The sequence below is a fragment of the Methylophaga sp. UBA2496 genome (assembly GCF_002341635.1).
In the GTDB taxonomy this organism is placed as follows: Bacteria; Pseudomonadota; Gammaproteobacteria; order Nitrosococcales; family Methylophagaceae; genus Methylophaga.
Genome location: NZ_DDOK01000003.1, coordinates 66,128 through 90,960 on the forward strand (window position 1 = coordinate 66,128; position 24,833 = coordinate 90,960).

Consider the following 24,833-nt stretch of genomic DNA (forward strand, 5'->3'; position numbering starts at 1 on the left):
AATATAAGCCTATGATATTATTGTCGGATGATTAAACTAGAAGGGGGTAAAGCACCTTGATTAAGCAGCGAACATTGAAAAATGTGATTCGTGCCACAGGTGTAGGATTACACAGCGGTGAAATGGTTTATTTAACATTGCGTCCGGCTGCCCCTAATACTGGCATTATTTTCCGACGAGTCGATCTGGACCCGGTTGTTGAAATTGAGGCCAAAGCTGAAAATGTGGGTGAGACTGCCCTGTCAACCACATTGATTCAAAATGGTCAGCGGGTTTCAACAGTGGAACATTTGTTGTCAGCCTTTGCCGGGCTGGGTATCGATAACGCTTATATTGATCTGAATGCAGCTGAAGTACCCATCATGGACGGCAGTGCCGGCCCATTTGTATTTCTGGTGCAGTCTGCGGGTATTGAAGAACAGTCAGTTGCCAAGCAATTTATTCGTATTAAAAAACCGGTATTACTGGAAGATGGGGATAAGTGGGCTAAATTTGAGCCATTTGAGGGGTTCAAAGTCTCTTTTACTATCGATTTTGAACATCCTGCATTTACTGGCAGACCACAACAGGTTGATGTTGATTTCTCCTCCACATCATTTGTTCGTGAAGTCAGTCGAGCCAGAACCTTTGGATTTATGAAAGATATCGAAAAATTGCGGGAAATGAATCTGGCGCTGGGTGGCAGCATGGATAATGCCATTGTGGTCGATGATTTCCGGGTGTTGAATGAAGATGGTCTGCGTTACGAAGATGAATTTGTGCGTCATAAAGTGCTTGATGCCATCGGCGATTTGTATTTACTTGGCCACAGTTTGATCGGTGCGTTTGTTGGCCATAAATCAGGCCATGAAGTAAACAATCGTTTGTTACGTAAACTTATCGCCCAGGAAGATTGCTGGGAACTGGTTACATTTGAAGAGGATGCAGATGCTCCGATTGTTTTCAGTCGACCTGCTGCGTCAATTGTAAGTTAGGAATCATCAGACGTTTTACCTCGTTTAGCGAGTTTATGCAGCGCTGTTTTGAGCTGACCATCGTCCATTCCGGCGGCGGTCTGAGCAATCAGCGCTGCGTTGTTATTAGAGATATCAATCATATTTGATTTGGCTGGCCGTGCTGGCTGGTAGTTTGGTTTTACCTTGATTTCAGCTCGTTGAATCTGAACCTTCAACTGACTGGAAAACGTTTTACAAATAGTTGCGGAATGAAAACGTAACAGGCTTGCAATTGCCGCATTTTCAGTGTGAATAATGATTTTGTTATCTGTCATATTCGCCAGCTGGCAATGCCCTACGAACTGTGAGGGTAAAATTTCTTGCAGAATACTGTTAAGCTGGGTTAATTTCTGAGCGCGCTTCGACATTTGCTGTAAATGCTGATTTGTTTGGCAAACAGTGGCGAAATGAAGCGGTTTATTTGACATGTCTCAATCCGGGACGAGGATAAGTATGCAGATTATCATAATATCCGCCGACAATACCGGCCATAAGCATTGGCATTTAAGCCGAGCGAGTTTGATGTTATTAGCGATGTTTCTTTTATCCATGACCATTGCTATCACTGTCACAGCAATGAATTATATTGAAGAAAAGACGGCGCTGACAACGACAGAAGATTCAAAGTTTTTCCCTACGGCACAATTACTTTCTCCCCAAACCGCACCTCATTCCATTAGTGATGACACTACTGCCAATGAAGAAATTCAAGGTTTTTATGCACAGCAGCTAGGTGGCTTACAGGCAGAAGCAATCCGACTAAAAATGCTCAGCCAACGCCTGGCTGAAATTGCCGGTTTCGAACTAAGCGATTTTGATTTGGAGTTTTCACCAGGTATCGGGGGTATTGAAAAATCCGGTGACTGGTTGTCCAACGCTGAATTTGAAGAAAGCCTGGTAAAGCTTTCTCAAGACTTTGCCAATCAACAGGATACCCTGACTGCTTTACAGGATTATTTGATCACAAACGATAATATTACTGGTGCGATTCCAACTGGCAGACCTGTTCAGGATGGATGGATATCGTCTTTTTATGGCTATCGTGTGGACCCTTTTAATGGCAAAAAAGCTTTTCATGATGGAATAGATTTTGCCGGTAAAACGGGTAGCGCAGTAATCTCTGTTGCTGATGGTATTGTCAGTTGGGCTGGTATGCGGGGAGGTTATGGCGGATTGGTGGAAATCGATCACGGCAATGGATATGTAACCCGTTACGCCCATAACAAATCACTGGAAGTCAATACGGGTGACCGCGTCAGCAAGGGTGATGTTATCGCATTGATGGGTTCAACCGGCCGCTCAACCGGTCCGCATGTTCATTTCGAAGTGCTAAGAGACGGTAAATCAGTCAATCCATTTAACTACATCGAATAACGCTTCTTGCAATTGAAAAAAATGTCACCACTTAAAAAAGTGTGGCAGGTCTTTCGATCTTCTTAACAGTACGCGTTATAATCACGCGATTAATCAAACCGTCGTCAATTCGGCACAATTCAACAGGTAGTTTCAGTCATGGTAGGCAAGTTTTTCAGTAAGGTTTTCGGCAGTCGTAACGATCGTGTAATCAAAAAACTGCAGAAACAAGTTGGCCTTATCAATGATTTGGAAAGCGAATACGAAAAACTTGATGATGCTGCCTTAAAAGCCAAAACCACAGAATTCAAACAACGACTCGCAGATGGCCAGACACTGGAAGATATTCTGGTTGAAGCTTTCGCTGTCGTACGTGAAGCCGGCAAGCGGGTAATGGAAATGCGCCACTTTGATGTGCAGCTGATTGGCGGTATGGTGCTCAATGATGGCAAAGTTGCTGAAATGAAAACCGGTGAAGGTAAAACACTGGTTGCAACCCTGGCTGTTTATCTCAATGCGTTAACTGGTGAAGGTGTTCACGTAATTACCGTCAACGATTATCTGGCGAAACGTGACTCAGCCTGGATGAGTAAGCTATATGGTTTCCTGGGATTAACAACGGGTGTCATTGTCAGCGGATTAAGTGGTGATGAACGTCGTGAAGCCTATGCTGCGGATATTACCTACGGCACCAATAACGAGTTTGGCTTTGATTATCTGCGCGATAATATGGCCTTTCGGCTTGAAGACCGCGTGCAACGCCCCCTGAATTTTGCGGTTATCGATGAAGTCGACTCCATTCTTATTGACGAAGCACGGACGCCCCTGATCATATCTGGTCCTGCCGAGGATAGCTCTGAACGGTATGTACAGATCAATTCACTCATCCCAAATCTGACGAAACAGGAAGGTGAAGAAGAGGATATTACCGTACCCGGTGACTACACCGTCGATGAAAAGAACAAACAGGTTCATTTCACTGAGGCCGGTCATGAAAAAATTGAGCAATTACTGACCGATGCCGGTCTGCTCGATGAAGATGCCAGCTTATACGATGCGGCAAATATCGGACTTATGCACCATGTTACAGCGGCATTGCGAGCGCATGTATTGTTTCATCGGGATGTTGAGTACATTGTGCAGGACGATCAGATTGTAATCGTCGATGAATTTACCGGGCGTACCATGCCGGGCCGTCGTTGGTCTGAAGGTTTACATCAAGCCATCGAAGCCAAAGAGGGTGTGAAGATTCAAAATGAGAATCAAACGCTTGCATCAATAACCTTTCAGAATTATTTCCGTCTGTATAAAAAATTATCCGGTATGACCGGTACCGCTGATACGGAAGCATACGAATTACAATCGATTTATGGGCTGGAAGTTGTCGTCATCCCGACACATCGGCCAATGCAACGTAAAGATGAAGCGGATCGTATTTACCTGACAGCCAAAGAAAAATTTGATGCAATTTTGTTGGACATTCAGGAATGTATAAAACGTAAACAACCGGTGCTGGTGGGTACGGCTTCGATTGAAAGTTCAGAATATCTGGATAAATTACTGACCAAAGCCAAAATTCCGCATGAAGTGCTGAACGCCAAATTCCATGAAAAAGAGGCGCATATCATAGCTGAAGCAGGTAAACCCGGTTCCGTAACTATCGCCACCAATATGGCTGGCCGTGGTACGGATATTGTTTTGGGCGGCAGCTTGGATGCTGAGCTGGATAAATTAGACGAAAATGCTGATGACGCAGCAAAAGCCAGAGTGAAAGCCGATTGGCAGCAACGTCATGACTTAGTGTTACAAGCTGGCGGTTTGCATATTATCGGTACAGAGCGTCATGAATCACGTCGCATTGATAACCAGCTGCGCGGCCGTTCGGGTCGTCAGGGTGATCCCGGTTCAACCCGTTTCTATCTGTCTCTGGAAGATAATCTGATGCGAATTTTTGCTTCGGAACGCATGTCAGGGCTGATGCAGAAACTGGGTATGGAAGAAGGTGAGGCCATCGAGCATCCATGGGTCAGCAGAGCAATCGAGAATGCGCAACGCAAAGTCGAAGGACATAACTTTGATATTCGCAAGCAGTTACTGCAGTTTGATGATGTTGCCAACGATCAGCGTAAGGTGATTTACGAGCAGCGCAATGAATTAATGGCAGCGGAAGATGTGTCTGAAACCATTGTTTCCATGCGCAGAGGTGTTGTTAACGACGTTATCAGTCTTTATATCCCACCAAACAGTATCGACGAACAGTGGAATATCAGTGGTCTGGAACAGGCATTGCGTGATGATTTTGCCCTGGATCTGGATATCAGTGGCTGGCTTGAAGCCGATGATAACCTGCACGAAGAAACCTTGCGTGAACGTATTATTGATGAAGCTGAAGCAGCTTGTCAGGCTAAGGAAGCTACGGTCGGTGCTGAACTGATGCGACATTTTGAAAAAGCCATTATGTTGCAAACACTGGATACACAATGGAAAGAACATCTGGCACAAATGGATTATCTTCGCCAGGGTATTAACCTGCGTGGTTACGCACAAAAAGATCCAAAACAGGAATACAAACGGGAAGCTTTCCAGTTATTCACGGCAATGCTTGATACCTTAAAACACGAAGTTATCAGCTTGATTTCACGTGTCAAAGTGCGTGCCCCTGAAGATATTGCTGCAGTTGACGAACAACGTCGTCAATCAGCGGATGTAGAGTATCAGCATGAAAGTGCATCGGCTGAAGCAGAGAGCGAACACCCTACAGCCAATCAACCGTTAACACGTGATGGCAAGAAAGTTGGCCGTAACGATCCGTGCCCATGTGGCAGTGGCAAGAAGTTTAAAAATTGCCACGGCGCCATTAAATAATGGCAGTCAATCTATCTGCTCCGATTGCTGCTGAATTAAAACCGGTTAAGGGTATCCGCCTTGCCACCGCCAGTGCCGGTATTAAAAAGCCTGGCCGTCAAGATGTGGTATTAATTGAACTGGCTCCAGGTAGTCACACAGCCGGGGTGTACACTCGCAATGCATTTTGTGCTGCACCAGTATTGGTTGCCCGGCAACATCAAACCCAATCAACAACCCGCTTTCTGTTGATAAATTCGGGAAATGCCAATGCTGGAACCGGTGATGCAGGGTTAGTTGCTGCAAAAGCATGTTGTGAGGCGGTGGCTAAGATTGGCCAGTGTGACGCTAAGACCGTATTGCCTTTTTCTACCGGCGTAATTGGACAACCATTACCGGTGGATAAAATTACCAGTGTATTACCGGAAGCATTTAACCAGTTACAGGCTGATAACTGGTTAAATGCTGCACATGCCATTATGACTACCGATACTATCCCTAAAGCCCGTAGTGTAGAACTGTCTTTAAATGGACAGCAAATCACCCTGACAGGCATTGCAAAAGGTTCCGGTATGATTCGGCCTGATATGGCCACTATGCTGTCCTACATCGCCACTGATGCGGCAATAAGCACATCTGTGTTGCAAGCAATGCTTGAAATATCGATGGAACAGTCATTTAACAGCATCACGGTGGATGGGGATACGTCGACCAATGATGCCTGTATTTTGATGGCCACCGGTCAGGCGGCTAACCCTTTAATAGATGATATTAACGCCGCTGATGCTCAACAGTTTTTAACCGCTTTGAATGAATTAAGTCGGTTTCTGGCACAAGCGATTGTGCGGGATGGCGAAGGGGCAACCAAATTTATCAGTATTGATGTGCAGCAGGGTGCGGATGTAGATGAATGTCAGCAGGTTGCCTATACGATTGCCCATTCACCACTGGTAAAAACCGCATTATTTGCCTCAGATCCAAACTGGGGACGTATTCTGGCGGCAGTGGGCCGTAGTGGTTTACCTAATCTGGATTTATCAAAAATTGCAATATATCTGGATACCGTTTGTATTGTCGATGGTGGACAACCCGCATCTGACTATACTGAAGAAAAAGGTCAGCAGGTAATGTCTCAATCAGAAATAACTATCCAGGTTAAACTCGGTAGAGGTGATGCCGCTAAAACAGTCTGGACTTGTGATTTTTCTTACGATTACGTGAAAATCAACGCCGAATACCGTACCTGATACGGAGCAGCATATGGATATTGGACAGATCAATACGCTGAGCAAGTTTCTACGTCAGAGTGGTGCTCAATACCGGGTATTTGATATGGGGCGCAGGGTCTGCAAATTAACGCCTGAGCAGTTTGTCAGTTTTGATAATTGTCAGCGCCCCTACCCTTATCCTTTCAAACGTTTAGCTCAAATGGGGATCATTTTCTGGCATCCTGAAATGGCGGAAAAGCAGTATGTCTGGTTTCTGCAATTTCCATTGGATGAACAGGGGCTGTTGGTTCCAGATGCCCGTGATGCGTTCCTGCTGATGTTGTTAGAAAGACTGGGTGAAGCCATGCTGGCTGCAGCAGATGGTGAAAAAATTCAGGGTGCTTTGCGCGATAGCCCCTACACCTTCAAACCACGCCAGGATCGAATGGCCGCTTTCAATGCCCAGGCTACTTATACTTTAAAGTTAGCACCATCGAAATATTATGATACCGCCTATCGGTATTTCACTGGTGATCTGCCACTGGATAAATGGCCTGGACTTGCCATGCAGGGATTGGCAGATTTTGCCATCAGACTGGATACTAATGAAGGTACTTTAGGTTTAATTCAAACGCTGCCAAAACTGCCAGAAGAACCATTTCATAATCTCTGTGTGTTACTGGAACATGCCTGTCCTGCTGCAGGGGTAATAGAAGTGCTGGCTCAGCAGGTTGATATTCAATTACAAGAAAAACAACCCGATACGGCCAGGATTATTTCCTGCTTGCGGGCAGCATCAAACAGCCCCGCGCGTGGATTAGTTGAGCGAATGGTAACCCAGGTACTGAAACATCGCTGCAGTAAGGAAATTGAAGTCCTGGCAATAATTTCGGGGCGAATCTGGCTGGCAGTGGCCAAACCGGCAATCTGTGCGTTGTATCTTGAGCAACTCGCCCTCAATGATGCCGGTCAACCCGGCTTCAGTCAGTTATTGGCCGATCTGTTATTCATTCCCGGTATGCGTGAACCGGTGATGCAGGCACTGCGTAATCCGAAACGTTCGGAATCTCTGGCAAAATCGGTGGGTGAAATGTTCGGCCATTAGGGGCAAGCAGACTAAAGATTCTTATTTACAATATTGGTTTCAAGTCCATCCACAGTGAATTGATTTTTTTCCCGCCAATAGTCTTTTATACCGGTTTCACCTTTGCGTTCAGCCCAGTTATTCAGCAATTCGCGTTCACCGACATAATCCAAATAGGGTACAGCCATGCCACAAGAGGTTTGTACCAGATCAATATCCAGAATAAAGATTTGTCTGGCTCCGGGCAGCGGATCAAACAAGGCATAATGGCTTTTCCATTCGGGGTCATGATGATGTATAGCCTGAGCCTGTCCATAGAGTCTCAGAATTAAAGGCTTTCCTTCAAATGCACAAAACATAATGGTCATACGCGGAATTTCTTCAATATGTGCAGCAGTTTCATTGCCACTGCCAGTCACGTTGAGCCAGGCCACGCGGTTGCTGTTTAATACTCTCAACGAATCCATGCCTTTGGGGGAGACATTAACCCGACTGTCAGCTGTTGCTGTTGCCACAAAAAACAGATGTTGTTTATGAATGAATTCAATCAAGCGGTCCGATAAAGCTGTAAATTGCTGTGCCATTACTTGTCATTGTCTCCGGATTGTTGTGTCAGCATGGAGCGCCAGCTGGATTCGGTCATCATATCCAAGCTGCTTTCCACTCGATCAACAAACACTTTGCCATCAAGATGATCCAGTTCATGCTGAAACAGTCTGGCCATAAAATCATGATATTCCGTTTCAACCAACTCACCATTACGCAACAGATAGCGAACTTTTATCTGCTGATAACGCGGAACAAGGGCACGTAATCCGGGGACACTCAAACAACCTTCCCAGTCTTTTTCCATAGCGTCGGAATGCCAGACAATTTCAGGATTAATAACACTGGTTGCAGGCATATCCGGTGCATAGGGATAACGATCATTGGGATGGCTCGACATAATAAAAAATCGTTGGTTAATACCGACTTGAGTCGCGGCAATTCCCATACCACCACGCTGTTTCACAAATTCAATTAATGCATCAATCTTTTGCTGAAATACCGTAGATTGTATATCGGTGACAGGTTCGGCGATACGACGTAAATCGGATTGCCCCAATTCCAGAATGTCAAAGTCTGTTTTCATATTAATGGTGCCTGCAATGGATCCTGAACCCGGAACCACCCTGCAATACTGTAACGATCCCGCCTGGCGGACAAAACTTCATGCGGAAACTGCTCACTTAGAAAAACCACAAAGGTGCCCATTTCGGGTTCAACTGAGGTAATCAGACTATCATTATTAATGTCATAGATCTGCAATTGACCGCCGTCCTGAGCCTGCCAGAACGGGTTTAAGTACATCACTGTCGTTAATATACGATTTGACTGACCTTTAAATGCATCCACATGCCGTTTGTAGAATGCCCCAGTAGGATAATGTGCATAATGCGCTTCGTAATCAAACAGGCCGAGAAACAAACGTTGATTCATCGCCAGTCGGAAGTCAGCCATATGGGAAAGATAAGCCTGGTCAATGCTGTTAGCCGGATCCAGCCAACGGGTTTCATCACTACGAATATTTTCATTCAATTGATGTTTTTGTTCACGACCTATACCAGCAAGCAACAAGTCATTATGTTCGTCAAGACGGGATACGCGCCGGTATAAATTGTGAGTCAATGCTGGAGGCAACAACTGTGGCAGGATGCAGTAACCATGGGTGGTTAAGGCATCGGCAATCAGATCGAATACGGCATAATCAACAACCGATTGAGTGTTCAATAAAGTCATTCTCCAGATGAAAAAGTGGCTTTGTTGTTGATGAAGAACAAAGCTAAGCCCTTGAAAGGGCGATAGAATGTAGCAGAATTTACGGTTGTAGGGCGATTTATTTTTTTATCGGCACGCGGATTTACCTAAACTTCACGGACACATACCATGTGAACAAACTTTTATTAAAAGCGGTCGCTAGGGCTTGTTGATCTTTCATCTCCACCACTGCTGGAGGCTTTTTTTGTGTCTGACAAGGCGGAAATCACGCCGTGTAGCCCTCCTACATAAGCGATTGACAAATGAGTCTGGAACTCATTTGAACAGCTTAGCGGGCTGCGCAGCGGTGAAATACAGGGATGTATTTCATACAACGCAGGCGGCCGCAAAAATAGTCCCAGCCCTTCGGGTTGTGTCTGAAAAAGCGCCACTTATGTCCATGGATGGACGGTATGCCGGCGCGCCAGGGAGGCGCGCGCCGGTCTGTGTTGCTCGTCACTTATTTAGAATAACTACAAAAACGTCAGGACAAGCAATGTTCCAGACATTGCTTTTGCATACACTCCATCCATGGAGATAAACGTTTTTGAGCGCAAGCCCCAAAGGGGTGAGATACATGGATGTATCTCACAAAAAGCGTTCCTCGTGCCTTGATTGACGCTTTTTCAGCTCACAACAGAGGCGGATATGAAAGATCAACAAGCCCTAGGGTTATCAGTTTTCATGGGTTAACCAAAAAACCAGTAAGCAATAATTATCGCTGCAGTTATTCCAGCAACATCCGCCGCAAGGCCGCAAGCAATAGCATGGCGGATTTTCTTAATCCCTACGGCACCAAAATACACTGCGAGAACATAAAATGTTGTTTCAGTGCTGCCCTGAACAATGGAGGCCAAACGTCCGGCAAACGAATCCGCTCCATGCACTTCCATGGTATCGATCATCATGGCCCGGGCCCCACTGCCACTGAATGGTTTCATCAGGGCGGTGGGCAGGGCATCGACAAAACGATCATCCAGTCCTGCAGCGAGCACTCCGGCACGAACACCGCTAGCGATTAATTCAAGTGCACCGCTGGCACGAAAAACCCCAATGGCAACTAACATGGCAACCAGATAAGGAATAATCATTACCGCCGTTGAAAAACCTTCTTTGGCACCATCAATAAAGGCCTCATAGGCATTTACCCGTTGCCAGGCAGCTGCCACAATAAAGGCGATTACTAATGAAAAAATCACTACATTACTGACAATAGCGGATTGCACCAGCATTTGTTGTTGTTCCAGACTGGCAAAATAAGCCAGTAAACCGAACACAAAAGCACTGAAACCACCCAGGTACATCAGCACGATGCGATCCAGCAGATTGATTTTCTGTACCGCGGCGACAGTGATTAAACCTATCAAGGTTGAAAAATAGGTGGCGATAAGTAACGGGATAAAAACGTCTGTCGGATTAGCGGCGCCCATCTGTGCACGATAGGTAAAAATGGTGACCGGGAACAAGGTGACGGCAGAAGTGTTAATGACCAGAAACAGAATCTGGGCGTTACTGGCGGTATCTTTTAACGGATTAAGCTTTTGCAGTTCCTGCATCGCTTTAATACCCAACGGGGTTGCTGCATTATCGAGGCCCAGTGCATTGGCTGATATATTCATCACCATCGCCCCCAGCGCGGGATGATTCTTTGGTACTTCAGGCATTAAACGAGTGAAAAGGGGCGATAACCCACGGGTTAATAACTCGACAAATCCACTGCGTTCACCAATTTTCATAATCCCCAGCCATAAGGCCAGAATGCCGGTTAAACCAATGGCAATTTCAAAAGCGGTTTTAGAAAGTGCAAACAGCGCCTGCATGATCTGGTTAAAAATTTCTGTGTCACCCAACACCAGTAACTTAAATAAAGCTACTGCAAAGGCAATCAGAAAAAAGGCAATCCAGATAATATTCAGCATGGGGGCTATTGTGGCATGCTCAAAAAAAAAGTCACTGTTGCCAGTGACTTTTAGTTATTGATGTATTGACCAGTTAGCTTTTCTTAAATTTCTTACCAGGTTTGCTACGAGGTCCATCTTTACGATCTTTGCTGAAATTCCGGCGTGATGGACGGGCCGCTAAACTTTCAGCTACTGCTTCCTCTGTTGCCAGACTCATGTTCAGCTGTTTATTGTTGACCCATACTTTACGTATTTGTTGGAACATATCTTTTGGCATGCCTTGTGGCAAATCAATCAAACTATGATCATCATTAATAGTAATACGACCGATAAACTGACTGTCAATGCCTGATTCATTGGCAATCGCGCCGACCAGATTGCGTGGTTCGATATTATCTGCACGACCTACTTCAACGCGGTAGGTATCCATATCCGGCTCATTAGGGTGCGCGCGTGGTGCACGTTTTTCACGTGGTGGACGTTCGCCTCTGGAAGGTCTTTCACCGCGCTCCTGACGAGGTCCACGTTCCCGTTCTTCACGTGCAGGGCGTTGCGTGACATGTTTAACCGGCTTCAACGGACGATCTTTCTGCACTAAAAAGGCCAGTGCTGCAGCGATTTCAATCGGATCCGCATTATGTTCCTGTTGATATTGGCTGATCAGCGTCTCGAAATAAGCCAGTTCCTGAGACTCAATGGTTTCACTGAGTTGTTCCATAAACTGCAATACACGACGATCAGCAATATCTTCGCTGCTCGGTAATTGCATTTTGGTAATGACCTGGCGTGTCGCTTTTTCAATGGCACTTAACATTCGTGTTTCGCGTGGGGAGACAAACAGAATGGCCTCACCTTTACGACCGGCACGGCCGGTACGGCCGATACGATGCACATAGGATTCGGTATCGTAAGGGATATCGTAGTTGACCACATGGCTCATACGTTCAATATCAAGCCCACGTGCAGCTACATCAGTAGCAATCAGAATATCAATACTGCCTTTTTTCATGCGTTCAATGGTTTTTTCACGCAGGGCCTGATTCATATCACCGTTGATGGCAGCGGCTGAATATCCCCGGGCTTCAAGTTTCTCAGCCAGTTCAACTGTCGCGTTTTTGGTGCGGACAAAGATGATCATGCCGTCAAAGTCTTCGACTTCCAGAATACGGGTTAACGCATCCAGCTTATGCATACCGGTGACTTGCCAGTAACGCTGGTTAATGGTGGTGACGGTTGACGTTTTGGATTGAATGCGAACATCCACCGGATCTTTCAAATATTTCTGTGCGACACGATGAATTGGGCCCGGCATGGTTGCTGAAAATAAAGCGACCTGACGATTTTCAGGGGTTTCTTTAAGAATGGTTTCGACATCATCAATAAAGCCCATACGCAGCATTTCATCCGCTTCATCAAGCACTAATGCTTCAAGTTTATCCAGCTTCAATGTGCCACGACGAATATGATCCAGAATACGACCCGGGGTACCGACAACAACTTGTGGTTTACGTTGTAATGAGCGTAATTGAATGCCCATGCTTTGACCGCCATAAATCGGCAGAATATGGAAATCTTTCAGGTGACGGGCATAACTTTGGATCGCTTCTGAAACCTGTATAGCCAATTCACGAGTCGGTGCTAACACCAACATCTGGGTGGATTTATTTTTAACATCCAGCCGACTTAACAGCGGTAAAGCAAAAGCAGCCGTTTTACCTGTACCGGTCTGGGCCTGGCCTAGTAGATCTCTACCGGCAAGTAAAGGCGGAATACTTTGCGCCTGAATAGGCGAAGGGGTTTCATAACCTGCTTGTTGTACAGCTTGTAAAATTGGAGCAGCTAACCCTAACTCAGCGAATGAGGGTGTTGAATCGTTTTCTGGTGTGGACATTGAATAACCTGTGATGGGCAGCTTTGGAAACAAAGCTGTAAAAGTGACATTTGCGAGCGTGCAATTATACGTGCCTGAACTATGAAAAGATAGCAAAATCATTCATTTAATTAGTGCTTATTTACTCTTGAGCACCATCATGCAGAGACGATGATGGATAAGCAGCTCAGGCTTGCCATGGTGCTTATACCTGATCTATGTGATTATCAGCTAACCGGTTTTTTAAGATAGAGAAAAATACTATGGATCCTTTTTCAGTTGATGCGTATACCCCGGCAGAAATAGCTCGCCGCCTGGAAAAAATCAGTATGAGCAAATGCACTGTGGATCCGTTGAGAGTCTTTGCGTTGGCATTACTGGCAGGTGCATTTATCGCGCTTGGGGCGGCGTTCTTTACACTGGTGACTTATGACGTTGGCAATATGCCAGCGGGTTTGATGCGATTAATTGGTGGTCTGGCATTTTGCTTGGGATTAATTCTGGTGGTGGTGGCCGGGGCAGAATTATTTACAGGTAATAACTTATTGGTCATGGCCTGTATTGATGGTCTGATTAGCATAAGACAACTGATTTACAACTGGGTAATGGTTTATCTTGGCAATTTCATTGGCGCTTTAGGAATTTTACTGCTGATGTATTTCAGTGGTTTATGGTGGCAGGGTGATGGGGCGCTTGGGCAGAAGGTGGTGGCAATTGCTGACAGTAAAGTGAATATGAGCTGGATGGAAGCGTTCAGTCGAGGAGTGTTGTGCAATATTCTTGTTTGTCTGGCCGTCTGGTTATGTATGGCAGGCCGCAGCGTGACTGATAAGGTTCTGGCAGTGATCTTTCCAATTACTGCATTTGTCGCTTTAGGTTTTGAACACAGTGTTGCCAATATGTTTTTTATTCCTGCAGGCTTATTGGCACAAACTGAAATCGGGACGACTTTAGCTGTCTCTGAGCAACTGACCATAGGGGGATTTTTCTGGCATAACTTGATCCCGGTGACCTTAGGCAATATGCTGGGAGGGAGTGTATTTGTAGGCTTGTTTTACTGGTTTATCTATTTACGTAAATAAAAGGAAAACAGCATGACTGAACATGTTTATAAGCATATTGAAATCACCGGCAGCTCAGCCGATAGTTCGGATAAAGCGATTGAAAATGCAATCGCTAAAGCGGCTGAAACAGTGAAGAATCTACATTGGTTTGAGGTGACCGACACCCGCGGCTATATTGAAAATGGCGGTGTACGCTACTGGCAGGTCACTATCAAAATAGGTTTTCGAATAGAGGATTAAATCCCCTATTTATTCAGCTTGGTAAACTTGGCGCCTTCGAGCGTCAAGTTATACATCAGGCCTTTATTGCTGAACACAAACCCGACGATGGGATCTTTAATATCAGTGGTATTGATATCCTCACCTACTCCCCATTCGACAACAGCCACAGAACCATCTACTCCGGCTTTCCACCCATCACTATCGCGAAACTGCTGTAATGCCTCATCATTCATAAACACCAGAATCACGGTTTTTTGCTGAGCACCTAACTGAAAGCCGATGGATGCAGCCGCAGTATTGTAGTAATCCACAGTGCTACCACTGATGCGTAACGCACCTTCACCATATTCACCACCGATACCAAAACCGGCTTTGATGATATCGGGCAAAACCAATACCCCGGAAGCTTTTTCAAGAAAACGATCACCACCGGAAACTTCTGTTTGAAACCGTTTCAGGGCTTCATCCACTTTAATATCAATTTCGGCGGCTGAGGCGGAAAAGGATTGTGTAGAAAGCGTCAGTAAAGAAAAGGCAAAAATCATTGCTGACAGAACAGGAAGATAAGTCGAAATTCGGTTTAACATGATGTAAATCCTCAACTTCGTTATTGAGGCTTCAACATAGCACGCTGACTGGAGGGATGGAAGATGGTCAGTACATAATAAAACGTACTGACCATGCCGCTTAGTTATTGATCCCCAGACTTTTCAGATACTCATCATAGGTACCGGTAAAGTCGGTGATACCTTCATTTTCCATATCAAATATGCGGGTTGCCAGAGAGGAGACAAACTCACGATCATGGGAGACAAAAATTAAGGTACCTTCGTAGTTTTCCAATGCCAGGTTAAGTGATTCAATAGATTCCATATCCATATGGTTGGTCGGTTCATCCATCACCAGGATATTGGGTTTTTGCAGAATCAGTTTGCCAAACAGCATGCGGCCTTTTTCACCACCTGACAGCACATTGACCTTTTTATCAATCATATGACCAGAGAATAGCAGACGACCCAAAGTGCCACGGATAACCTGTTCATCATCTTCCGGGCTGCCCCATTGCGACATCCACTCGAACAAGGTCATATTACTCTTAAACAGATGATCATGATCCTGAGCGTAATAACCGATATTGGCATTTTCAGACCATTTTACATGACCGGATTTTGGCGCCAGTTCACCAACCAGCGTTTTCACAAAAGTGGTTTTACCAATACCGTTAGGACCGATAACAGCAATCTTTTCGCCTACTTCAGCCATAAAACTAAAATTTTCAAACAGCGGTTTTTCGTTATCGTAACCTTGTGTCAGTTTGCTGACTTCCAATGCATTACGAAACAGTTTCTTTTCCTGATTAAAACGAATAAACGGATTCACCCGGCTGGAAGGTTTAATGTCATCCAGCTGAATTTTTTCCATTTGTTTTTGACGGGAAGTTGCCTGTTTTGCTTTGGACGCATTGGCAGAGAATCGTGATACGAATTCCTGTAGCTCTTTGATCTGTGCTTTTTTCTTCGCATTGTCTGATTGCAGACGTTCGCGCGCCTGGGTGGAAGCGATCATGTACTCATCATAATTGCCCGGATAAATACGTAATTCGCCATAATCCATATCCGCCATATGCGTACAGATGCGATTGAGGAAGTGTCGATCATGCGAAATGATGATCATGGTGCTGCTGCGCTGGCTTAATACCTCTTCCAGCCAGCGGATGGTATTGATGTCCAGATGGTTGGTCGGCTCATCGAGCAGCATGATATCGGGATCAGCGAACAGTACCTGAGCCAACAGGATACGCAGCTTCCAGCCGGGTGCAATTTCACTCATCGGACCATAATGCTGTTCTACCGGAATGCCGACACCTAACAGTAATTCACCCGCACGGGATTCGGCGGTATAACCGTCCATCTCGGCGTATTGACCTTCCAGTTCTGCGACTTTCAGGCCATCTTCTTCACTCATTTCCGGCAGGTTATAAATCCGATCGCGCTCACGATGCACATCCCATAACTCAGGTTGTCCCATAATCACAACGTCAATAACACGTTGATCTTCGTACGCAAACTGATCCTGTTTTAATACCGCATAAGACTCATTAGGATCGTAACTCACATTACCCGAGGTAGGCTCTTGCACCCCGGCCAGAATTTTCATAAAAGTCGATTTACCACAACCATTTGCGCCAATCAGGCCATAACGATTGCCGCCACCGAATTTAACGGAGACATTTTCGAACAGGGGCTTGGCCCCGAATTGCATGGTGATGTTAGCAGTGCTTAACAAGGTTAAAATCCTGTATCTAAAGGAGAAATTCAGACGTGCTGAAAAAACCCGCCATTATACATGGTCTGATGGCTTGCCGATAAGGTTCAGTTTTTGTTGTCTGCTGAGTTTTTTGATTACTGCTTCCCGACGGCTTGCACTGCTGCGATCGGGATGCTGCTCCTGATACACTACTTTCTGTGCATCACTGGTATGGAAAAAACGGGCGCCGCCTTTATGGTTCTGATGTTGTTTTAAACGTCGTTCCAGGTCTGTGGTTATGCCGGTATATAAATGACCATTCGCCGCTTGAATAATGTAGAGCGTCCATTCAGTCCTGGTCATGAAAATCGAGGGCCACTGAATTAATGCAATAGCGCAGGCCGGTCGGAGCCGGGCCATCGTCAAATACATGACCCAAATGGGCTTCACATTGCTGACAGCGTACCTCGGTACGATCCATATTATGACTGTAATCCGGATGATGAGTGACTACACCATGCTCCAGCTGTGATGAAAAACTTGGCCAACCACAACCGGCATCAAACTTGGCATCTGAAGCAAATAAGGCCTGGCCACAGCAGATACAGTGATAACGTCCGGTTTCATCGTGATTGACATATTCACCTGAAAAAGGCGGCTCTGTGCCAGCCTGCCGGGTAACCCGATATTGCTCGTCACTAAGTTGCTGGCGCCACTGTGCATCCGTTTTTAAATCGGAGTTCATCTTGCTCTTCTTAATTACAACGTTGTGGCATTGTATAAAAAATCGCCAAACAATTCATACCTGTCTGGTGGATCAAGTGGCCCGTATCACCTGTTGTATGTCGGAACACATTGAAGGGAATTGTTTTAGCAATATCTGCATGCCTTCGATATCAAACGCATCAATGCGTTCCAGTAACTGGCTGGCATAGCGATCCAGAGTGTCAATCTGGTAACTACCTGCCAGTCTGGCAATTGCGTGGGCAAAATGCTTAATATCAGTCATGCTGTTACTTTTTGTGGCCATACGCCAGATTTCATCAATATCAGTTTGAAAATGCTTCAACAGGGACATCAGTTGCTGCTTGTTTAACTGTGACCAATTCTGCTGAGCTGTTGCGGTCACTTCAACTTCCATTGTCTGGTAATCTAGAAATACACTTAAGGCATGAAACAGCTCATTGCGTAAAACCGGTTTACGCAAGTAGGCATCAAAATGCTCCAGTTTATCCTGTTCGTAGGCATCTTTCATTACCGAAGCAGTCAGTGCGACTACAGGTAGATCGGGACTAAAGCCCTTTATTTTCTGGGCAGCTTCATAGCCATCCATCACGGGCATTCGGATATCCATCAACACCAGGTCCACTGAATTATTTTCAACAAACTCAACGGCCTGCTGGCCATTTTCAGCTTCACTGGTCTGAATGTTACTGTTGATAAAGTGTTGTCGAATCAACTCACGGTTATGTTCGACGTCATCGACGATCAGCATATGCGCCGGCTCAAAACGTATGCGACTGGCATCAAATGCCAAAGCCTGTTGCCGGAGTTTGTCACTGGCCATGGCGGCAATATCGATCCCGGGCAAGTCAATACTGAATACCGAACCTTCACCGCTGTTACTCTGCAGATGGATTTGCCCCCCCATCATTTCTATCAATCGGCGGGTGATTGATAAACCAAGGCCCGTACCACCATATTTACGAACATCCTGACCAGATTGCTGGGCGAATATTTCAAAAATATGTTCAATCTCAGCTTCGGGAATACCAATCCCGGTATCTTCAACCCGTATATGTAAATCCAGCTTACTCAGATGATCATCGACATTATCGGCGTGCACATGAATACGAACATGTCCTGTCTCAGTGAATTTGACGGCATTGCTGATTAAATTGAACAGGACTTGTCTGAGACGGGTGGCATCCAGTAGCAGGCCGTGAGGCAACTGTGGGTCAATATCTAAATGCAAGGCTAAATCCTTATTACGGATTTGCAGAATAAACATATTGGCTATCTCATCAAACAACTGGTGTGGATCAGTCGCCGTTTTATTCAGAATCAGTTTGCCGGCTTCAATTTTCGATAAATCAAGAATATCGTTGATCAGCAGCAACAGTGTATTGCCCGCACTGCGAATGGTTTTAATAAAGGATTTGAGTCTGGGTTCGGTGACCTGTTCGTCCAGCAGCTCGGTAAACCCCAGAATAGCATTCATCGGGGTTCGGATTTCATGACTCATATTGGCGAGAAATTGCGATTTGGCCAGATTTGCTGCTTCTGCATGGCTCTTGGCCTCTTTCAGTGAATTTTCCAGCGCAATTCGTTCATCCATATTAAGATAAAAGCCGAGAAAAGCCGGTTTGCCCTGATACTGAATGGAAATGATTGAAAACAGGCCCTGAATAAGCTGACCATTCCGGCTTCTTATGTTGACCATTTCACCATTGATTTCGCCTGCAGAAGCAAGTTTTGCCTGTACATCATCGCGTTGAGAAATATCAGCATAAAAATCCTGAACTTTTAATGTTTTCTGCTGATCGGCGGTAAAACCCAGTTCTTTATGACAATACTTGTTCGCCAGCAGAATACTGCCATCTAAGGCCGACGTTACCATGAGGCTCATCGGCATCACATTAATCAGATGAAATAGCTGGGTTTCACTTTCCCGGAGCTGCTGTTCGGAAATAAGCCGTTTATTGACTTCAGTACGTAAGCGACGGTTCCAGTAGATAGTGGCAAGCAGGAAAATCAGCAGGACAGATGCGACCTGTATCAGTAGTGTGTAATTGGTGCGTTCAATCGTATTAACCGACATCCAGCGTTGGTCGATGGCTCGTTTTTCATCTTCTGTGATGGCTGTGATCGCTTTATTGATTATCGATAAAAGTTCGGGCTGATCCTTGACTATACCTACATGTAAGGCTGAGGAGTACTCCCGGACAATACTGGTATTCAGATGAGTCAAACCCGACTGGCTGGCGTTGTAGGTGATGGTGGGAAGAATGTCAAAATAACCATCAATCTCTTCCGCCGCCAACATCGCCAGTCCATCACGCACAGAGGGTACATAGATGATGTCAATTTCCGGATAGTAGGCCAGTAAAATCGACTCGGCAAAATAGCCTTTTACCACGCCGACAGGTTTATTGTTGAATTCACTCAGACTGCTGAGATGACCGAATTTCGTTGTGGCCATGGCCAGTGGGTAATCCAGATACGGAATGGACATGTCGAGAAATGTTTCACGAAATGTATTACGTGAAAGAGCCACAATAAGATCTATTTCACGGTTTTGTGCCGCTTCAATGACAGATTGCCAGTCCGCATTGGGTTCAAGTTGAAACTGCAGACCCGTTTGCTTGCTGATAAGTTGAAAATAATCAGCGCTGATACCACTGTGCTCACCATTTTTGTCTATAAAATCAAAAGGTGGCCAATAAGGGTCTACACCGATTCTGACAATCGGGTTATCTTTTATCCATTGCTGTTCGTTGTCGGTTAATTCGAGTCGACTCTGCTCAAACGGCAATACTTCAAATGCACTGCTATCACTGACAACGGCATACCATTTATCAATGATCTGCTGTTTTTCGGCCGCGGTAATTGCCGATAACGATTTTTCAATAATGCTGTGTAGCAGCGGATAACGTTTATCAATGGCAACAGATGTGTCGGTGGTCAGATTGGGCACTTTGGCGACCACTTTGAGATTGGAAAGATAACGTTGTTTGATTACGTTGGTTGCCACTGCGATATTACCGATATAGGCATCGGCTCTGGAAAAGGAAACCGCTTCCAGCGAATCATCGTTTGAGTCAGTCAACACCAGCGCCAAGTCCGGGTAATGGATTTTCAGCCAGTTATGCAGATAGGAGTCTTTATTTACAGCGACTTTAAGCCCAATCAAATCATCCATTGATTGAATATCATCGCGCTGCTTCTGGACAATAATGCCCAGTGAAAGACTGACATAGGGTTTTGAAAAGAAGAGAAACTCCTGTCTTGCCTCGGTAGCGGCTGCGCAGCTCAATCCCATTAACTCGCCGGCACGCATTTTTTCCATGGTGTTAGCCCATACATCTGGCTGAACGGTAATTTTCAGGCCACTTTTTTCACTGACAAGCTTCAATACATCAGCCGCTATGCCATCATGTTCGCCTTGGTCATTCAGAAAATCATAAGGTGCCCAACTGAAGTCTGCGCCGAGTTGGATTTCTGGGTTGTCAGCTATCCATGCCTGTTCTTCTTCGGTGAAAGTCAGTGCCGACAAGCGGCAACTGATGAACAGCAGAGCAAGCAATAGCAACCAGTTAGTTTTGATCGGCAATCGCAACAAATTCATCAATGTGTTCCATTAGCAGGTTCACCAGATAGGGATCAAACTGGCTACTGCTATGTGTCCTGATGTAATCAATGGTGGCATCTAATGGCCAGGCATCTTTATAAACCCGCTTGTGTAACAAAGCATCAAAGACATCAATCAACCCAACAATTCGGCCATAAATATGTATGTCCTGACCTTTTAAACCCTGAGGATAACCGGATCCATCCCATTTCTCATGGTGTTGGTGAGCGATGATGGCGGCAGCTTTGGTGTATTTACGTTTTGAATTATCAAGAATTTTATAGGCTCGGGTGGTGTGGGTTTTCATAATGGCAAATTCGTCTTCAGTGAGTTTGCCCGGTTTATGCAATATGGAATGGGGAATGGTGATTTTGCCAATATCATGCATCGGTGCGGCATGAAACAGAATATCGGCATCCTCATCGGTCAGACTTTCGTGATACAACGCCAGTAATCTGGAGCATTCGGCAACCCGGCGGATATGTTTGCCAGTTTCATCGGAAGTCGATTCCATCAGTTCGGTTAATACGTAAATCATTTCCAGCTGGTTTTGTTCCAGTTCGGTCATTAACCGTTGCTGATTTAATTCGTATTTTTGCTGCAGAGACAGATTGTTTTGCTGCAGCAGTTTTTTAGCACGATATAACGTGAGATGGGTGTTGACTCTGGCCAGCAGCTCTTCGGCGTGAAACGGTTTACACAGGTAATCCACTGCTCCGGCCTGAAAGCCCTGACTGATAGAGTCGACATCAACTTTGGCCGTGACAAAGATAATGGGGATATCCTGAAGCCGGGGTTCTGCCTTTATACGTCGGCAAACCTCGTAGCCATCCATTTCCGGCATCATGATATCAAGCAGAATCAGGTCATATTCATGCGTTCGCATCAAAGCGAGTGCTTCTGGACCGCGAGTGGCAAAAGAAAGATTATAGGGCTCTTCCTTAAGAAAATTCATGGCCACCTGAATATTGTCAGGGACGTCATCGACGATTAAAACATTGGCGTTATTATCCATCGCGATTCCTTGTATATAGATACTCTTGCGACAATCAGTTAGTGACTGCAAATGGTATCTACTGAAAATAACAGTAACGATAGATCTTGTCTATCAGTCTTAAAAGCTGGTTTAACAAATATCGACAAACTAATTGCATCTGACTGGTAAGTTTATATTTGAGTTGCAATGATGAGGGATAAAAACAAAATAAGTATGATGTGGTTTTAAATAGCGGGAAGCGAAAATGGCTTTGCAAAAAGCGCCGGAATGGCAGGCTTTACTTGAGTATGAATTTGATCAGCCTTATATGCAGCAGTTAAAGGCATTTTTACAGCAGCAAAAAGCACAACATAAGGTGATATATCCACATTCGTCCAATTGGTTTCATGCGTTGGAAACGACACCATTATCACAGGTAAAAGTCGTGATCCTCGGTCAGGATCCCTATCATCAGCCAGATCAGGCACATGGTTTATGTTTTTCGGTAAAGCCAGGCATGGCTATTCCGCCTTCCTTAAGGAATATCTATAAAGAACTGAATAATGATCTGGAGATTATTCCCCCCAAACATGGCTATCTGGAAGCCTGGGCCAGGCAAGGCGTTTTGCTGCTCAATGCTGTGTTAACCGTGGAGCACGGTCAGGCGAATGCGCATCAGGGGAAAGGCTGGGAACAGTTTACGGATAGGGTGATCAGTGTGGTTAATAAGCAACGCGACCATGTCGTATTTATGTTGTGGGGCAGTTATGCGCAGAAAAAAGGGGCGGCCATTGACGGCCAACGACATCTGGTTTTAAAAGCACCCCATCCCTCACCGCTGTCAGCACACCGCGGATTTCTGGGATGCAAACATTTCAGTCGGGCTAACGAGTATTTACAACAGCACGGTCAAACGCCCATAGATTGGCAGTTACCTGCTTCGGTCAAGTTGTCATCAGATTGAATTTTGTTGTGTAACAGAGATTTCTCCAATACAGCCGATGGGCAGGCTTGATACAATTCGCGCCATGATAAATCTTAGCCAACTTTCTTTACGTCGCGGACCACGGTTGCTGTTTGAAGCGGCCAACCTGGTGATTCACCCGGGGCAACGTGTAGGTTTGACCGGTGCTAATGGCACGGGTAAATCCAGTTTATTTGCGATGATTCGGAATGAAATACACGCTGACAGCGGTGACCTGACTCTACCTGAGTCATGGGTGATTGCGCATGTCGCGCAGGAAACCCCTGCGGTTAATATACCGGCAATTGATTATGTGTTGCAGGGTGATGCAGAACTTAACCAGTTGCTGACACAATTGACACAAGCAGAACAAACCAATGATGGCCATCTGCAAACTCAGCTACATGATAAATTAGGGTTGATTGATGGTTATACCGCACGCAGTCGGGCGGCAAAACTGCTTCATGGACTAGGATTCAGTGCTGATCAGCAGGAAAATGCCGTCACTACATTTTCCGGTGGCTGGCGTATGCGACTTAATCTTGCTCAGGCATTAATGTGCCGTAGTGACTTGCTGCTGCTGGATGAACCCACTAACCATCTGGATCTTGAAGCCGTATATTGGTTGGAAGAATGGTTACGCAGTTATAGTGGAACCCTGCTGGTTATTTCGCACGACCGTGAGTTTCTGGATCGGGTCGTTACGCAGATTGCCCATATAGAACAGCAACGCATTAAATTGTATACCGGTAATTATTCGGACTTTGAAGTAGCACGCGCCGAGCATCTGGCCAATCAGCAATCCGCTTATCAGAAACAGCAATCTGAAATTGCGCATATCCGTGACTTTGTGAATCGTTTCAAAGCCAAAGCGACTAAAGCCAAGCAGGCACAAAGTCGTATCAAGGCATTGGAACGTATGGAAAAGATTGCCCCTGCGCATGTGGATTCGCCGTTTCATTTCAGTTTTTTTCAACCACGGCGTTTAACCACGCCAATTTTAGCGCTGGATAAAGCCAGTGTTGGTTATCAGCAAACGCCGTTAATTGACAATATCAAGCTTAACCTTGCGCCCGGCGATCGCATCGGGCTGTTGGGGCCGAACGGGGCCGGTAAGTCCACGCTAATCAAGCTGATTGCGGGTGAGCTGCAACCATTGACTGGCAAACGCCGTGAAGGTAAAGATATTGTTATTGGCTATTTTGCTCAGCATCAGCTGGAACAGTTACGGCCAGAGGATAGTGCCTTAAATCATTTGCAGCGGTTGGATCCCATGGCAACCGAACAGGACTGCCGTAACTTTCTGGGTGGTTTTGGGTTTAATGGTGATACCGCTCTGGAGCCCGTCGCTCCGTTTTCCGGCGGCGAGAAAGCGCGTCTTGTCCTGGCTTTATTAGTATATCAGCGACCAGCCCTGTTATTGCTGGATGAGCCGACCAACCACCTTGATTTAGAGATGCGTCTGGCACTGAATATGGCGTTGCAGGAATTTGAAGGGGCACTGGTTGTTGTTTCCCATGATCGGTATTTTTTGCGAAATGTCACAGACGATTTATGGCTGGTGGCGGATGGCAAGGCAACGGTATTTGACGGCGATTTGGATGACTATCGTCAGTTAAGACTTGGCCGGGATAGTAGTAATAACATCGAAAAAAATACGCTTGGTAACAACACTAAAAAATTAGACCGTCAGGCCGCTGCACAGCAACGGCAAAAATTACAGCCTTTGCGAAATCAGGTCAAAAAAGCCGAGCAGGTGCTTGATAAGCTGAATGCAGAGTTAGCCAAAATTGAAGGTTTGCTGGCTGATACCTCACTGTATGAGATGGCGAATAAAGAAAAACTGAAGACCTTGTTGCAACAGCAAGCAGCAACCAAGTCTGCATTGGAGCAGGCTGAAATGGACTGGCTTGATGCCAGTGAAATACTCGAAAACGCAGAAACTGCAGAGGTTTAA

21 protein-coding genes are annotated in these 24,833 nt (G+C 45.6%); 9 read left to right on the plus strand and 12 right to left on the minus strand.

Annotated elements, in window-relative coordinates; all coding sequences use genetic code 11:
* Positions 1-56 precede the first annotated feature (56 nt).
* Positions 57-974 carry a UDP-3-O-acyl-N-acetylglucosamine deacetylase gene (lpxC, locus tag B2W60_RS01120; RefSeq protein WP_226071202.1) on the plus strand — a complete coding sequence of 306 codons (918 nt, stop codon included), beginning with the start codon at positions 57-59 and terminating at the stop codon, positions 972-974.
* On the opposite strand, the gene B2W60_RS01125 is transcribed toward lpxC, so the two are convergent.
* Positions 971-1,423, minus strand: a complete 453-nt coding sequence (locus tag B2W60_RS01125; RefSeq protein ID WP_292361892.1) for a DUF721 domain-containing protein — start codon at positions 1,421-1,423, stop codon at positions 971-973. The two genes, lpxC and B2W60_RS01125, sit on opposite strands and share 4 nt — an antisense overlap.
* A 25-nt stretch (positions 1,424-1,448) precedes the next feature.
* On the opposite strand from B2W60_RS01125, the gene B2W60_RS01130 reads away from it, so the two are divergent.
* From B2W60_RS01130 to B2W60_RS01145, 4 genes are all read left to right on the plus strand, one after another.
* Entirely contained in the window at positions 1,449-2,369 is a 921-nt protein-coding gene (locus tag B2W60_RS01130; protein ID WP_292361893.1) for a M23 family metallopeptidase, read from the plus strand.
* 138 nt (positions 2,370-2,507) lie between these two features.
* Positions 2,508-5,213, plus strand: coding sequence for a preprotein translocase subunit SecA (secA, locus tag B2W60_RS01135; RefSeq protein WP_292361894.1), 2,706 nt, complete (start codon positions 2,508-2,510; stop codon positions 5,211-5,213).
* Complete coding sequence (gene argJ, locus B2W60_RS01140; RefSeq protein WP_292361895.1) at positions 5,213-6,439, plus strand: bifunctional glutamate N-acetyltransferase/amino-acid acetyltransferase ArgJ; 1,227 nt, start codon at positions 5,213-5,215, stop codon at positions 6,437-6,439. Before secA ends, argJ begins: the two co-directional genes overlap by 1 nt.
* A gap of 13 nt (positions 6,440-6,452) precedes the next feature.
* The gene (locus B2W60_RS01145) at positions 6,453-7,505 is read left to right on the plus strand and encodes a DUF3549 family protein (protein WP_292361896.1); all 1,053 of its coding nucleotides are present in this window, start codon (positions 6,453-6,455) and stop codon (positions 7,503-7,505) included.
* A gap of 11 nt (positions 7,506-7,516) precedes the next feature.
* Here B2W60_RS01145 and B2W60_RS01150 read toward each other — a convergent pair whose 3' ends face one another.
* The 5 genes from B2W60_RS01150 to B2W60_RS01170 form a co-directional block, all read right to left on the minus strand.
* A complete protein-coding gene (locus B2W60_RS01150) occupies positions 7,517-8,068 on the minus strand; it encodes a pyridoxamine 5'-phosphate oxidase family protein (RefSeq protein ID WP_292361897.1) in 552 nt (183 codons plus the stop codon).
* The gene (gene def, locus B2W60_RS01155; protein ID WP_292361898.1) at positions 8,068-8,616 is read right to left on the minus strand and encodes a peptide deformylase; all 549 of its coding nucleotides are present in this window, start codon (positions 8,614-8,616) and stop codon (positions 8,068-8,070) included. The genes B2W60_RS01150 and def overlap by 1 nt, the downstream gene beginning before the upstream one ends.
* Positions 8,613-9,263: a 2OG-Fe(II) oxygenase gene (locus B2W60_RS01160; protein WP_292361899.1), complete on the minus strand. Its 651-nt coding sequence runs from the start codon at positions 9,261-9,263 to the stop codon at positions 8,613-8,615. Before B2W60_RS01160 ends, def begins: the two co-directional genes overlap by 4 nt.
* Positions 9,264-9,970: 707 nt before the next feature.
* Positions 9,971-11,200 (minus strand): nucleoside recognition domain-containing protein, encoded by a 1,230-nt coding sequence (locus B2W60_RS01165; RefSeq protein WP_292361900.1) that lies wholly within the window; start codon positions 11,198-11,200, stop codon positions 9,971-9,973.
* A 73-nt stretch (positions 11,201-11,273) separates the two neighbouring features.
* Entirely contained in the window at positions 11,274-13,073 is a 1,800-nt protein-coding gene (locus B2W60_RS01170) for a DEAD/DEAH box helicase (protein ID WP_292361901.1), read from the minus strand.
* A gap of 242 nt (positions 13,074-13,315) precedes the next feature.
* On the opposite strand from B2W60_RS01170, the gene B2W60_RS01175 reads away from it, so the two are divergent.
* A complete protein-coding gene (locus tag B2W60_RS01175) occupies positions 13,316-14,134 on the plus strand; it encodes a formate/nitrite transporter family protein (protein WP_292361902.1) in 819 nt (272 codons plus the stop codon).
* A gap of 12 nt (positions 14,135-14,146) precedes the next feature.
* The gene (locus tag B2W60_RS01180; RefSeq protein ID WP_292361903.1) at positions 14,147-14,356 is read left to right on the plus strand and encodes a dodecin; all 210 of its coding nucleotides are present in this window, start codon (positions 14,147-14,149) and stop codon (positions 14,354-14,356) included.
* A 5-nt stretch (positions 14,357-14,361) separates the two neighbouring features.
* Here B2W60_RS01180 and B2W60_RS01185 read toward each other — a convergent pair whose 3' ends face one another.
* The 6 genes from B2W60_RS01185 to B2W60_RS01210 form a co-directional block, all read right to left on the minus strand.
* The gene (locus B2W60_RS01185) at positions 14,362-14,925 is read right to left on the minus strand and encodes a YSC84-related protein (RefSeq protein WP_292361904.1); all 564 of its coding nucleotides are present in this window, start codon (positions 14,923-14,925) and stop codon (positions 14,362-14,364) included.
* Positions 14,926-15,025: 100 nt separating this feature from the next.
* A complete protein-coding gene (locus B2W60_RS01190) occupies positions 15,026-16,624 on the minus strand; it encodes an ABC-F family ATPase (RefSeq protein ID WP_292361905.1) in 1,599 nt (532 codons plus the stop codon).
* A gap of 54 nt (positions 16,625-16,678) precedes the next feature.
* Entirely contained in the window at positions 16,679-16,948 is a 270-nt protein-coding gene (locus tag B2W60_RS01195) for a GIY-YIG nuclease family protein (protein ID WP_292361906.1), read from the minus strand.
* Entirely contained in the window at positions 16,935-17,330 is a 396-nt protein-coding gene (gene msrB / locus B2W60_RS01200) for a peptide-methionine (R)-S-oxide reductase MsrB (protein ID WP_292361907.1), read from the minus strand. Before msrB ends, B2W60_RS01195 begins: the two co-directional genes overlap by 14 nt.
* Positions 17,331-17,402: 72 nt before the next feature.
* Positions 17,403-20,933, minus strand: coding sequence for a transporter substrate-binding domain-containing protein (locus B2W60_RS01205; RefSeq protein ID WP_292361908.1), 3,531 nt, complete (start codon positions 20,931-20,933; stop codon positions 17,403-17,405).
* Positions 20,902-21,951, minus strand: coding sequence for a response regulator (locus B2W60_RS01210; protein ID WP_292361909.1), 1,050 nt, complete (start codon positions 21,949-21,951; stop codon positions 20,902-20,904). The genes B2W60_RS01205 and B2W60_RS01210 overlap by 32 nt, the downstream gene beginning before the upstream one ends.
* A gap of 226 nt (positions 21,952-22,177) precedes the next feature.
* Between B2W60_RS01210 and ung the strand changes: the two genes are divergently transcribed.
* Both ung and B2W60_RS01220 read left to right on the plus strand, forming a co-directional pair.
* Positions 22,178-22,876, plus strand: a complete 699-nt coding sequence (gene ung, locus B2W60_RS01215) for a uracil-DNA glycosylase (protein WP_292361910.1) — start codon at positions 22,178-22,180, stop codon at positions 22,874-22,876.
* A gap of 64 nt (positions 22,877-22,940) precedes the next feature.
* On the plus strand, positions 22,941-24,833 hold the full coding sequence (locus tag B2W60_RS01220) for an ATP-binding cassette domain-containing protein (RefSeq protein WP_292361911.1): 1,893 nt from the start codon (positions 22,941-22,943) through the stop codon (positions 24,831-24,833).

What these genes read in the sequence shown, in the direction of transcription:
- B2W60_RS01125 (WP_292361892.1), bottom strand. Translation starts at nt 1,423, where the DNA reads ATGTCAAATAAACCGCTTCATTTCGCCACTGTTTGCCAAACAAATCAG.
- B2W60_RS01130 (WP_292361893.1), top strand. Translation starts at nt 1,449, where the DNA reads ATGCAGATTATCATAATATCCGCCGACAATACCGGCCATAAGCATTGG.
- secA (WP_292361894.1), top strand. Translation starts at nt 2,508, where the DNA reads ATGGTAGGCAAGTTTTTCAGTAAGGTTTTCGGCAGTCGTAACGATCGT.
- argJ (WP_292361895.1), top strand. Translation starts at nt 5,213, where the DNA reads ATGGCAGTCAATCTATCTGCTCCGATTGCTGCTGAATTAAAACCGGTT.
- B2W60_RS01145 (WP_292361896.1), top strand. Translation starts at nt 6,453, where the DNA reads ATGGATATTGGACAGATCAATACGCTGAGCAAGTTTCTACGTCAGAGT.
- B2W60_RS01150 (WP_292361897.1), bottom strand. Translation starts at nt 8,068, where the DNA reads ATGGCACAGCAATTTACAGCTTTATCGGACCGCTTGATTGAATTCATT.
- def (WP_292361898.1), bottom strand. Translation starts at nt 8,616, where the DNA reads ATGAAAACAGACTTTGACATTCTGGAATTGGGGCAATCCGATTTACGT.
- B2W60_RS01160 (WP_292361899.1), bottom strand. Translation starts at nt 9,263, where the DNA reads ATGACTTTATTGAACACTCAATCGGTTGTTGATTATGCCGTATTCGAT.
- B2W60_RS01165 (WP_292361900.1), bottom strand. Translation starts at nt 11,200, where the DNA reads ATGCTGAATATTATCTGGATTGCCTTTTTTCTGATTGCCTTTGCAGTA.
- B2W60_RS01170 (WP_292361901.1), bottom strand. Translation starts at nt 13,073, where the DNA reads ATGTCCACACCAGAAAACGATTCAACACCCTCATTCGCTGAGTTAGGG.
- B2W60_RS01175 (WP_292361902.1), top strand. Translation starts at nt 13,316, where the DNA reads ATGGATCCTTTTTCAGTTGATGCGTATACCCCGGCAGAAATAGCTCGC.
- B2W60_RS01180 (WP_292361903.1), top strand. Translation starts at nt 14,147, where the DNA reads ATGACTGAACATGTTTATAAGCATATTGAAATCACCGGCAGCTCAGCC.
- B2W60_RS01185 (WP_292361904.1), bottom strand. Translation starts at nt 14,925, where the DNA reads ATGTTAAACCGAATTTCGACTTATCTTCCTGTTCTGTCAGCAATGATT.
- B2W60_RS01195 (WP_292361906.1), bottom strand. Translation starts at nt 16,948, where the DNA reads ATGACCAGGACTGAATGGACGCTCTACATTATTCAAGCGGCGAATGGT.
- msrB (WP_292361907.1), bottom strand. Translation starts at nt 17,330, where the DNA reads ATGAACTCCGATTTAAAAACGGATGCACAGTGGCGCCAGCAACTTAGT.
- B2W60_RS01205 (WP_292361908.1), bottom strand. Translation starts at nt 20,933, where the DNA reads ATGAATTTGTTGCGATTGCCGATCAAAACTAACTGGTTGCTATTGCTT.
- B2W60_RS01210 (WP_292361909.1), bottom strand. Translation starts at nt 21,951, where the DNA reads ATGGATAATAACGCCAATGTTTTAATCGTCGATGACGTCCCTGACAAT.
- ung (WP_292361910.1), top strand. Translation starts at nt 22,178, where the DNA reads ATGGCTTTGCAAAAAGCGCCGGAATGGCAGGCTTTACTTGAGTATGAA.
- B2W60_RS01220 (WP_292361911.1), top strand. Translation starts at nt 22,941, where the DNA reads ATGATAAATCTTAGCCAACTTTCTTTACGTCGCGGACCACGGTTGCTG.